Source organism: Brucella haematophila, assembly GCF_005938105.1.
Classification (GTDB): Bacteria; Pseudomonadota; Alphaproteobacteria; order Rhizobiales; family Rhizobiaceae; genus Brucella; species Brucella haematophila.
The window spans coordinates 1-11,017 of record NZ_VCPE01000034.1 but is presented as its reverse complement, the minus strand read 5'-3'; the positions used below and the strand labels follow the sequence as shown (position 1 = coordinate 11,017).

The window sequence follows — 11,017 nt, the reverse complement described above, 5'->3', positions numbered from 1 at the left end:
GAAAACGAAATCCCTTCAACCGGGGAAAAGAACTCGGTAATTTCATGCCTCATCGATACCGGAAACAACTAGATCAAACAACTTGGCAGTGCCTTCCACAGTGATGGCCGCCATTCGCTCCGCTTCCTCAGTCTCCTTGGCAACGCCAGCTCTCGATCGAATGTCATCGAAAACCCTCTGACAGACAACAAGGTCTCTGGAATAGAGTGGTTGGGGTGGGCGCTTGATTGTATTCTGAACCATTTTTATCTCCTCATTGGAGGCTCGCCCCCAGCGGGGGCGAGCCTAAGACAATCGCTTAGAAATCCATGCCGGCGCTAGCCGGTAGGGCTGGAGCGGCCTCCTTTTTGGGCTTCTCCGCTATCATCGCTTCCGTTGTCACCAGAAGACCGGCAACCGAGGCTGCGTCCTGCAGCGCAGTGCGCACAACCTTGACCGGATCGATGACACCCTGAGCATAAAGATCACCATATTCGCCGGTCTGGGCGTTCCAGCCATAGGAGAAGTCGGTTTTTTCACGCAGTTTGCCGACAATGATCGAACCTTCGGCACCGGCATTTTCGGCGATCTGGCGAACAGGTGCTTCAATCGCCCGTCGCACGATCTCGACGCCGACACGCTGATCGTCGTTCGCGATCGGAAGGTCCTCGAGCGCCTTAACGGCGCGCAGGAGAGCGACACCGCCACCCGGGAGAATGCCTTCCTCTACCGCGGCGCGGGTCGCATGCAGCGCATCGTCGACGCGGTCCTTTTTCTCCTTCACTTCGACTTCCGTCGAGCCACCGACGCGAATGACGGCAACGCCCCCGGCAAGCTTGGCAAGACGTTCCTGTAGCTTTTCGCGGTCGTAGTCGGAGGTTGTCTCCTCGATCTGAGCCCGAATCTGCGCAACGCGGCCATCGATTTCCGCCTTGGAACCGACGCCATCGATAATGGTGGTGTTCTCCTTCTCGATCGCCACTCTCTTCGCCCGGCCGAGCATGTTGAGGGTGACGTTTTCCAACTTGATGCCGAGGTCTTCCGAGATCACGGTTCCTCCCGTCAGGATGGCGATGTCTTCCAGCATGGCCTTGCGACGGTCGCCGAAGCCAGGAGCCTTGACGGCAGCTATCTTGAGACCGCCACGCAGCTTGTTGACGACAAGCGTTGCAAGAGCTTCCCCTTCGACGTCTTCAGCGATGATGACGAGCGGTTTGCCGGACTGGACGACGGCTTCGAGAACCGGCAGCATCGCCTGCAGGTTCGACAACTTCTTCTCATGGATCAGGATATAGGGATCTTCCAGTTCCACCCGCATCTTGTCTTGGTTGGTGACGAAGTAGGGGCTGAGATAGCCGCGATCGAACTGCATGCCTTCGACGACTTCGAGTTCGGTTTCAGCGGTCTTGGCTTCTTCGACAGTTATAACACCTTCGTTGCCGACTTTCTCCATCGCCTCGGCAAGATAACGACCGATCTCCGTATCTCCGTTGGCGGAGATGGTACCAACTTGAGCAATTTCGGAATTGCTGGTGATCTTGCGGGCGTTGGTCTTCAACTCCTTGACAACCGCATCGACGGCGAGATCGATGCCACGCTTCAGGTCCATCGGATTCATGCCGGAGGCGACGGCCTTGGCGCCTTCCTTAACGATGGCCTGGGCAAGCACGGTCGCGGTTGTCGTGCCGTCGCCGGCGAGATCGTTCGTCTTCGATGCCACTTCGCGCAGCATCTGGGCGCCCATGTTCTCGAACTTGTCTTCCAGTTCAATTTCCTTGGCGACGGAAACGCCGTCCTTGGTTATACGAGGGGCACCGAAGGACTTGTCGATCACGACATTGCGGCCCTTTGGACCGAGCGTGACCTTCACGGCATTGGCCAGCACGTCAACTCCCCGCAGCATGCGTTCACGGGCATCGGTGTGGAACTTGACTTCTTTCGCAGCCATTTTTTCTAACTCCTCAATAGGCAGCTATGTGACTGATGGGTTGGATTGACGGGTTATCGCCTCAGGCAGCTTTTTTCTGCTCTGCCTGGGCTTCGATGATGCCCATGACATCGCTTTCCTTCATGATCAGCAGGTCTTCGCCGTTGATCTTGATCTCGGTGCCGGACCATTTGCCGAACAGGATGCGGTCGCCGGCCTTGACGTCGAGCGCCTGGATCTGGCCGGCATCGTTGCGCGCGCCGGGACCTACGGCGATGACTTCGCCTTCCTGCGGCTTTTCCTTGGCGGTGTCGGGAATGATGATGCCGCCCTTGGTCTTTTCTTCGGATTCGACCCGGCGGACGAGAATGCGATCATGAAGCGGTCGGAACGACATGTTTTCCTCCGTTGAGCAAAAATGATGACGTTGTTCCCTCTGGCCGGACCGAATGATCGGTCCGGGCGGGTGCAAAACCTCAAGTCGAGCATTTTGCGCAAAATGATCTGGTTTTGAGATTTTTCGATTTCAAGAGGGAGAAACGAAAAAATTAGCACTCGTCTTCTGATGCTACTAACATACTGGAAAGGAACAATAAACGGCGCGATTGCGTTTAAAAATCCGTTGATGGTCGTGAAATGTTGCGACACACTTCACAGTGTCATGAAACGGAGATGAAGCATGCAATTCTCATCGGATCTGGAACGTCAGCTCAATGGCTACGGCCTCACCACCGCGCACATCCTCTATCGCATTCCTGATTTCGAATCCGTGCTGCAGACCTATGTCTGGCAGGACTACGATCTGGCACCCGATTTTCCTGAGATGCACAGGTTCCTGGATTTCTGGCAGTCCAGGCTTGAAGGCCCGCTCCATTCTGTCCGCTATACGCATCAGTGCTTGATCGGACCGAATGAATGGCGCCGCGTCGAAGGCGAGTTCAAGCTTCACTGAGGTCTTGAACAGAAATTTCCTCTATCCTAGCTCTGTCGTGACCGAGGCTTGATGAGATCGGTCAATATCCCACGTCTGTTCAGAGTGAGACCGGATAGGGAAGAGAAGAGAAGAGAAGATAAAACTCATCAAAGACCTCAGCATCAAGGAACGCGAAGAGGTCTTTGCCGACGTCGCGCGTGTCCTGCAGGGGACCGCTTGCGAGGCTTATGTCGAAGGCAACCGCCATTACACGCAGGCAGAGAACACGCATAGTCATTCGACCGTTCTGCATGTTGGTAGTGCTGTAGCCGTACAAGGGAACGAACAATCTCACTAAAATTCACTGCAGGCCGAGGCATTGGTATTTCAGCTAAAAATCGACGTTTCAGCAGGCAATGCTCCTGTAGAGGCACGCTTCCATCCCACTTCGATCGGGTGTCTATTGGCATTTGGGAAATCGCGAAGATCGGTGCGTCGGTGGCTTCGGGAACAGATTTGCAGGCGACAGGTCACGTCGTGGTGAGCGATCCGCAAAAAATCTCTTTTATTGACGAACAAAACATGAACATGTATCTTCGCTCATATGGTGAAAAAGAGCCTTCAGGATAAACTTGCCATTCTATCGGATGCGGCAAAATACGATGCATCTTGTGCGTCAAGCGGTGGCGAGAAGCGCGATGCAAGCAAGGGCGGTGTCGGATCGTCGGGAGGGGCAGGGATTTGCCATGCTTACACTCCGGATGGGCGCTGTATCAGCCTGCTGAAAATTCTTATGACCAACTTCTGCATCTTCGACTGTGCCTATTGCATAAACCGGGTCAGCTCGAACGTGGAACGGGCGCGGTTCTCAGTCGAGGAAGTTGTCTCGCTCACGCTGGAATTTTATCGACGCAATTACATCGAGGGCCTGTTCTTGTCCTCGGGCATCATCAAGTCCCCCGACCAGACCATGTCCGATATGGTACGCATAGCGCGGACATTGCGGGAGGGTCACGGCTTCCGCGGCTATATCCATCTCAAGACGATTCCCGATGCAAGTCCGGACTTGATCCGGGAGGCCGGGCTTTGGGCTGACCGGCTATCGATTAATGTCGAATTGCCGGAGGACGCAAGTGTGCGCAAATTCGCTCCGGAAAAACGCCCTGAAACGATCCGTGGTGCGATGGCACAAGTGCGGCTGGAAGGCGAGGCGGCAAAAGATAAGACCCATACCGGGCGTAAGCCGCGCCGGTTTGCACCGGCCGGGCAAAGCACGCAGATGATCATCGGCGCGGATGGGGCAGACGATGTGACCATCCTCAAAATGTCGACACGGCTTTACAGTGGTTACAAGCTGCGACGGGTTTATTATTCAGCATTCTCCCCGATCCCGGACGCCTCCGCAGCTCTGCCCTTGATCCAGCCTCCGCTTCTGCGTGAACACCGCCTATATCAGGCAGATTGGCTTTTGCGTTTTTATGGTTTCACCGCCGAGGAAATCGCTACCGGCACGAAGGCTGGTCATCTTGATTTGGAACTGGATCCAAAACTTGCCTGGGCCATACAGCACCGTGGCCTATTCCCTCTGGATGTAAACCGTGCAAGCCGTGAATTGCTGCTGCGTGTTCCTGGATTCGGTACCCGCACGGTGGATCGCATAATCGTTGCGCGCCAGAACGGCGGTTTAAGATACGAAGATCTGGTGCGGATAGGTGCCAACATGAACAAGGCACGCCCCTTTATCATGACACCTGGCTGGTCGCCGGGGCGGCTCATCGACAACGTCGATTTACGCGCTCGATTTGCACCTCCCGCTGAGCAACTGCGGCTATTATGATCTATTCCGTTAAACTACCCGACGGCGGCACCTTCGATGCGTGGCGTGAGATGGCGCGCATCGCGATATCACATGGTATCGAGCCAAATGATATCGATTGGATCGGAGCAGACGGATTGTTTGATGGGGCGTCGCTGCCCAATGCGCCTGGTGAGCATAAGGCAAGCGTTACGCAGGGGTTTTTGAAGCTTGCGCATTCGGTCATCTGGCATTCGAATCCGGAACGGTTCGGACTGCTCTATCAGGCGTTATGGCGGCTTGACCGAAACGCGGGAGAACCTTTAAGCCATGCCGACCCGCTTGGGCGGCGGCTGCATCTCATGGCAAAATCGGTTGGTCGTGATATCCACAAGATGCGTGCTTTCGTACGGTTTCGCGAATTACCTGAGACTGGATTGCGTCGTCGCTTTGCAGCCTGGTTTGAGCCGGAGCATAATATAGTCGAACCGGGTAGTTCCTTTTTTGTAAAGCGTTTCGCGGATATGGACTGGGTGATCGCCACGCCCAGGCTTACAGCTCGATTTGAGGCCGGCAGACTTAGTTACCACCCAGGCGGCACACGCCCTGACTTATCGGAAGATGTCACCGAAACGCTTTGGGGCACCTATTTCGCGAACATCTTCAATCCGGCACGGGTAAAGTTGAATGCGATGCGCGCGGAAATGCCTAAGAAGTATTGGAAGAACCTACCCGAAACGCGCCTGTTTCCAGATATGTTACGAGATGCCGAGTCGCGAGTGGAGCGAATGCGCGCGGCTGCAGAAACGTCACCAGCGGCTGGCGCAGTCGCGATTTCGACCCGTTATCGCGCTGCAATGCCGCAAGCGGCCGAACTCCCCCAGACAATGATCGAAGCGCGAGCGGCTGCCGGACATTGCCGTCGATGTGGATTATGCGAGGCCGCAACCCAGACTGTTTGGGGTGAAGGGCCGGAAGACGCTGAGCTCATGATTGTAGGAGAACAGCCGGGTGATCGTGAGGACCTGGAAGGGCGTCCCTTTGTCGGTCCAGCCGGTCGTCTCCTGCGCGAGGTGATGGTTGCGGCGCAAGTGGGAACCGAACGTGTCTGGCTGACAAATGCAGTTAAGCATTTTAAGTTCACGCCGCGTGGCAAGCGCCGCCTGCATCAATATCCTGACCGGCAGGAAATTCTGCATTGTCGCTGGTGGCTTGGGCTTGAGCTGGCTTTCATCCGTCCACGCATGGTGGTTGCGTTGGGGGCCTCTGCGGCGTTCGCTCTGACGGATAACAACGCTCCTCTTACTTCGCGACGCGGTCAGGCTGAAATCGGGTTACATGGTGGACCGGTGCTGATCTCCTGGCATCCATCCTATATCTTGCGGTTAAACGACAGTGTCGCGAGAGAACGTGCAAGGCGTGAATTGATCGAAGATATAATCCAAGCCGCTCGCATGGACGTATCTTTCTGACCTGTCAATGTTTCAGCTTCGATCAGGAGAGATCCATAAAAGGAAGCCGCCGGCGCGTTCGGTGTGTTAGTTCACTGACAGCAGTGGCCATTACTGCTCCAATGTCGGCACTTGCCGTAATTCCCTGCACGAAAGGCTGGTCGTGCATCAGATACGGCAGTGCGCCGAACGCAATCTTGCCACGTGCAATGTCCGGTGCCAGCAAAGTGTAGTCGTCTGAGACGTCCGGAATATCCTCTCCGACCGAAACGAGTTGCCGGCGCAGTGACGGAAACGGCAAATCCTTCGTCTTGAGTGGCTTCTGGCCTCGGGCGTCGATGAACACGTCGAATGTCCGTACTTCCGTGCCAATGGCGATGACGGTGTGATCCTTCCTTACCTCCATGTCGTAATCGTGCCCAAGTTCGAGGACGTCTATCAGGCCGGCCTTGCGCAGCGCCAGCAGTCTGCGGATCGATTCCGACGGGATGGCAGCATAGTTGTCAACGAAGACCTTGCAGAGTCCTGTATCGAACCGCTCGCGGTCCTCTTCATTGAGACGCGGAATGATCTCCTGCACGACCTCGTGCAGCCGAAGGATTGCATAGCGCCAGGGGACGGTATGCTTCTCCCGCTTGTTGCGCTCCACTTCTTTGAGATTGTATTCTGCCCAGCGGAACGCATCGTGGTTTTGCCGATCATCAAAGTACGCGTCAGCGAAGCTGTCAGCGTCGAGCTTCGAAAGTGAAACACGCTCACTCCAGGCCGGATCGGCCACCTCGATTTCGCGCGCGACCAGGGCAAATATCCTGTCAAGCAAGCCACTCTCGCCAGTCTGGATCTCCCTGTTGATCGCCTGCTCCGTGGCAATCTGCAAGGGCTCGTAAGGGATAGGGCAATAAAAATCCGCTTCTGGCAGGATGCCTGAACGGGACATAAGCGTTATCGCCAGACTTTTACTGTCCGGGTCAAGGTCGAAGCTCAGGTTGTCGTTATCTTCCTCAATGAAGCTTCCATGTTGGGCAACGACCGCCATTGCTGCGTCGATGGCGCTAAGCGATGTTCCCATAATACCCACTTTACACGCAGGTATCCTAGCTTCGATCAGTCCAGACCAGGGGCTGGGATAATAATTGCGCGTTGCCTTTTCATCATCGGGCCAGACGTGTCCGGTGGCGATGACGACGAGATCGAAGAGTTTCGAATCGAGCTTCCCCTCAGACCAGAGCTTTACACCATTGGTGGTGGCTTCGATATCCGTTACCTCGCTGGATTCGTGCACTTCGACTGCAAATCCTTTTCGACGCGCTGCCTCGACAAGAGCCAGAAACTGATCCCGGAAATATTCGCCCAGCAGAATGCGAGGCAGGAATTGTCGATCGTGAAGATCTTCCTTGTCGACCCGGTATCGAGCGAGACGCGTCTCGTCCTGCTCGCGCAGCCAGTCGAGATAGGTCGAGGTAATCGGCGGTATCTCGATGCTGGCGATGTTGGCCAGCATCATCCGGCTGTTCTCATCGTCATTATAAGGCATGCCTACGCCAGCTTCATCTTCCTTCTCGTAGATCGAGATGGACATTTGCTCTGCGAATTTGAGCAGCGAGAAGAAAGTATAAATCCCGGTCGGACCGGTGCCGACGATAGCAATGTTCTTCATGGGCAATTACCAATTTCTCCACATTCCAATACATGCGGTTAACGGCCCGGCTGGGCCGGGCCGCTTGTGTTTGCACTTCGAACATCTCTTCACATCAGTTGTATGCCGCGAGATCAGAGCTTGACGGTATCTTCACGCGCCCATAAGCGGAGCTTACGGCACGACACGACGAAGTCGGTGGCCGCCCTTGAATTGTCGAGCGGGATCAGCCCTCCGTCCATTTCGGGCTCGATACCGGCCTTGGCGAGCAGCGGCATCGCGCCTGCGGTAAAGCCAATGAACTTGCAGTGTGCGAACGCATCGGCAACAAAGTCCCGCGCCGTGGACTCACCGAGAAGCCGGTTGGCCGCTTCTTCAGACAACACAAGGGCTACAGCATCGAACAGTACGGATGGACCGCCGTCAATCATATGGTCGGCCTGCATCCATTCGCCGCTGGAAGCTTCGAAACCTCCAACTGTCGGCGCAACCAGTTCTACCATTGCACCTTCCTTCTCTGCGGCGTGCCGAATACCCTTGAGCACCTGCGCATCCGTGCCATTGGCAACAAGCACTCCAATTTTTCTGCCCTTGAAGCTACTGGGCCCGTTCTCAATAATGCTGAGTGCTGGAGATGGAGCAAGATCGTCACGCACGCGCACCATCGCGTCCGCAGCCTTCGGCATCTTGCGGATGCCGAGCTTACCGGCGACCGTTTCCGCGAGGTTGGCATCGATGTTCAGCAAATGTGACACAATACGCTCGCGGATCACAGGTGTTTCCACTTTCGAAAGTTCGAAAGTCAGCGCCATCGCAATATGCTTCTGTTCCGTCGCGGTCTGGCTCGAATAAAACTGCCGCGCCTGGCTGTAATGGTCGGCGAAACTCTCCGGTCGGAGGCGAACTTTCTGTCCGTCTTCCTGGGCTGCAAATGACCGGAACCCGCGCGTGGGATTAGGCCTTGGTCCTTGTCCCCAGGAATTAGGTTGGTAGTTTGCGCGTCCAGCAGGGTTACGCATCGCCATATGTCCATCCTGCTGGAAATGGTGAAACGGGCATTTGGGCGCGTTGATAGGAATATGGGTAAAGTTGGGACTGCCCAGTCTCTTCAACTGCGTGTCGAGGTAGGAAAAATTGCGTCCCTGTAGCAAGGGGTCGTTGGAGAAATCGATCCCAGGGGGAACGTTCTGCGTCATGAACGCAACCTGTTCGGTTTCGGCAAAAAAGTTGTCTGGCATACGATCAAGCACCAGCCGCCCGACTGGGACAGGCTTAATAACTTCTTCCGGGATCAGCTTTGTCGGATCGAGCACATCGAAATCGAAACTGTCCGCGAAGTCCTGATCGAAGAGCTGCACGCACAGCTCCCATTCAGGGAAGTCGCCAGCTTGTATCGCGGTCCACAGATCGCGCCGATGAAAGTCCGGATCCGCACCGTTGATTTTCACGGCCTCGTTCCAGACGACTGATTGGAGACCAAGCTTCGGCTTCCAGATAAACTTCACGAAGGTCGATTCATCTTCATCATTCAAGAACCTGAAAGTGTGAACACCAAACCCCTCCATAAAGCGGAAGGAGCGCGGGATGGCGCGATCCGACATGACCCACATGATCATGTGCATGGATTCCGGCGTCAGGCTGATGAAGTCCCAGAAATTGTCATGGGCTGACTGGGCCTGCGGAAAAGCCCGGTCAGGCTCCTCCTTGACGGCATGGACCATATCCGGAAACCGGATGGCATCCTGGATGAAGAACACGGGAATGTTGTTGCCGACAATATCCCAGTTGCCTTCCTTGGTGTAAATCTTGACGGCGAAGCCGCGCACATCTCGGGCAAGGTCGAACGAACCCTTCGAACCGGCGACCGTGGAAAAACGGACGAAGACTGGCGTCTTCTCGCCAACCCGTTGGAAAATGTCTGCGCGCGTATATTCGCTGAGTGACTTTGTCGTCTCGAAATAGCCATGCGCACCGTAGCCCCGCGCATGAACCACGCGTTCGGGAATACGCTCATGGTCGAAGTGAAAGATTTTTTCCCGGAAATGAAAATCCTCAATCAGCGTCGGACCGCGCGCGCCGACCTTGAGCGTATTGAGGTCATCCGAAACCGGCCCACCTTGGGCGGTGGTCATGACCGGCGTCTTGTCCTCGGCGAGTTGATGAAGGTCTCCACCTCGGCCTGCGTCGAGCTTCTGATCATGAAGCGTGAGCGACTTCCGTCCAGTTGTGGCCTTGTTGCTGGCTGACATGGCTGGCTCCGATTCTTTCGCGATTTATGTTCAAATGAAAAGGGTGCCGAGTGGCACCCTTAGTTCATGATCACGCTGCTTTGGCGGGTTGGTTAGCTGACGCATCCGCAAGTTTCGTCAGATCACTGTCCGTCTTGGATTCTTCCTGCAGCGTCTGGTCGAGTAGTTTTGCAGCATCGGTCATTCCAAGCTCCGTCGCCCACCGCTTCAATGTCCCATAACGAGTGATTTCGTAATGTTCGACCGCCTGTGCAGACGAGATCAGGCCGGCGTCTAACGCCGCGGTATCCTTGAATTCCTCCATGATCTCCTCGGCTTCGGCGATAATTCCCTCGATCGCATCGCAAGTCTTGCCTCTTGCTGTCTTGCCCATGATTTCGAACACTTGGACTAGTCGCTCGACGTGGCCTTCAGTCTGTTCACGGTGCTTTTCGAAAGCCGTTTTCAAATCTTCAGAGTGCGCTGCACGCTTCATTTTTGGCAGGGCCTTGAGAATTTTACGTTCAGCGTAATAGATGTCCTTGAGAGTATCGTGGAATAAGTCTTCGAGATTTTTTTCCTTGGCCATAATTCATCTCCTCTTATGAATTGGTTACCACAAATCGCCGGTAAAGTTCCGGCAGTAAGTGATCAATGGCTGATGAGACAGGCAGGAAACTGCGTCTCTGCCTCCTCGTTTAACGCCGTGTCGAAATTTAAGTTCCCGGCCGGACGGCCACAGTTTCTATTCCGACAGAAGCGTTCGACGAGATATCTGCGACTGATTTGTGGGAACTCCTATCTTGCGCAGGCGCCAGCCCCTTCCCATCTGACGGAATGTCAACTGTTTTCAAAAAATCCGATCCGCATCATGCGGAACAAAATCTCGCAGACGCAGTTTCCCACGTGGCGATAACACCCGCCAAGCGCCAGAAACTCATTTAACACCGGGACATGGCGCAGCCCTGCCTGGTGTTGTCACGTTAACTGGGCTGCAGTTGCCTGCCTGACGGTTTGGGCGTAAATTTTGGCGATGCAGACATCAGATATCATCTTCAAGCGTCACCGTTTTCCGCCACAGATCGTTG

10 protein-coding genes are annotated in these 11,017 nt (G+C 55.1%); 3 read left to right on the top strand and 7 right to left on the bottom strand.

Features of this window, described 5'->3' with window-relative positions:
* Positions 1-42 precede the first annotated feature (42 nt).
* From FGI60_RS25595 to groES, 3 genes are all read right to left on the bottom strand, one after another.
* Positions 43-243: a hypothetical protein gene (locus tag FGI60_RS25595; protein WP_138787516.1), complete on the bottom strand. Its 201-nt coding sequence runs from the start codon at positions 241-243 to the stop codon at positions 43-45.
* 55 nt (positions 244-298) lie between these two features.
* On the bottom strand, positions 299-1,927 hold the full coding sequence (gene groL, locus FGI60_RS25590; protein ID WP_109987531.1) for a chaperonin GroEL: 1,629 nt from the start codon (positions 1,925-1,927) through the stop codon (positions 299-301).
* Positions 1,928-1,988: 61 nt separating this feature from the next.
* On the bottom strand, positions 1,989-2,303 hold the full coding sequence (gene groES / locus FGI60_RS25585) for a co-chaperone GroES (RefSeq protein WP_138787515.1): 315 nt from the start codon (positions 2,301-2,303) through the stop codon (positions 1,989-1,991).
* Positions 2,304-2,585: 282 nt separating this feature from the next.
* On the opposite strand from groES, the gene FGI60_RS25580 reads away from it, so the two are divergent.
* Positions 2,586-2,858 (top strand): usg protein, encoded by a 273-nt coding sequence (locus FGI60_RS25580; protein WP_006469958.1) that lies wholly within the window; start codon positions 2,586-2,588, stop codon positions 2,856-2,858.
* Between the two features lie 79 nt (positions 2,859-2,937).
* Here the strand turns inward: FGI60_RS25580 and FGI60_RS25575 are convergent, their stop codons facing one another.
* Positions 2,938-3,117 (bottom strand): hypothetical protein, encoded by a 180-nt coding sequence (locus tag FGI60_RS25575; protein ID WP_138787514.1) that lies wholly within the window; start codon positions 3,115-3,117, stop codon positions 2,938-2,940.
* A gap of 309 nt (positions 3,118-3,426) precedes the next feature.
* On the opposite strand from FGI60_RS25575, the gene FGI60_RS25570 reads away from it, so the two are divergent.
* Together FGI60_RS25570 and FGI60_RS25565 are read left to right on the top strand one after the other, a co-directional pair.
* Positions 3,427-4,656, top strand: coding sequence for a putative DNA modification/repair radical SAM protein (locus FGI60_RS25570; RefSeq protein WP_198517584.1), 1,230 nt, complete (start codon positions 3,427-3,429; stop codon positions 4,654-4,656).
* Complete coding sequence (locus FGI60_RS25565) at positions 4,653-6,086, top strand: UdgX family uracil-DNA binding protein (protein WP_138787513.1); 1,434 nt, start codon at positions 4,653-4,655, stop codon at positions 6,084-6,086. The genes FGI60_RS25570 and FGI60_RS25565 overlap by 4 nt, the downstream gene beginning before the upstream one ends.
* A 22-nt stretch (positions 6,087-6,108) precedes the next feature.
* On the opposite strand, the gene FGI60_RS25560 is transcribed toward FGI60_RS25565, so the two are convergent.
* The 3 genes from FGI60_RS25560 to FGI60_RS25550 all read right to left on the bottom strand — a co-directional run bounded on the left by FGI60_RS25560 (position 6,109) and on the right by FGI60_RS25550 (position 10,518).
* A complete protein-coding gene (locus FGI60_RS25560) occupies positions 6,109-7,722 on the bottom strand; it encodes an FAD-NAD(P)-binding protein (RefSeq protein ID WP_138787512.1) in 1,614 nt (537 codons plus the stop codon).
* Between the two features lie 113 nt (positions 7,723-7,835).
* Positions 7,836-9,950, bottom strand: coding sequence for a catalase (gene katE, locus FGI60_RS25555; protein WP_138787511.1), 2,115 nt, complete (start codon positions 9,948-9,950; stop codon positions 7,836-7,838).
* A gap of 70 nt (positions 9,951-10,020) precedes the next feature.
* Positions 10,021-10,518 carry a YciE/YciF ferroxidase family protein gene (locus tag FGI60_RS25550; RefSeq protein ID WP_138787510.1) on the bottom strand — a complete coding sequence of 166 codons (498 nt, stop codon included), beginning with the start codon at positions 10,516-10,518 and terminating at the stop codon, positions 10,021-10,023.
* Between the last annotated feature and the right edge of the window lie 499 nt (positions 10,519-11,017).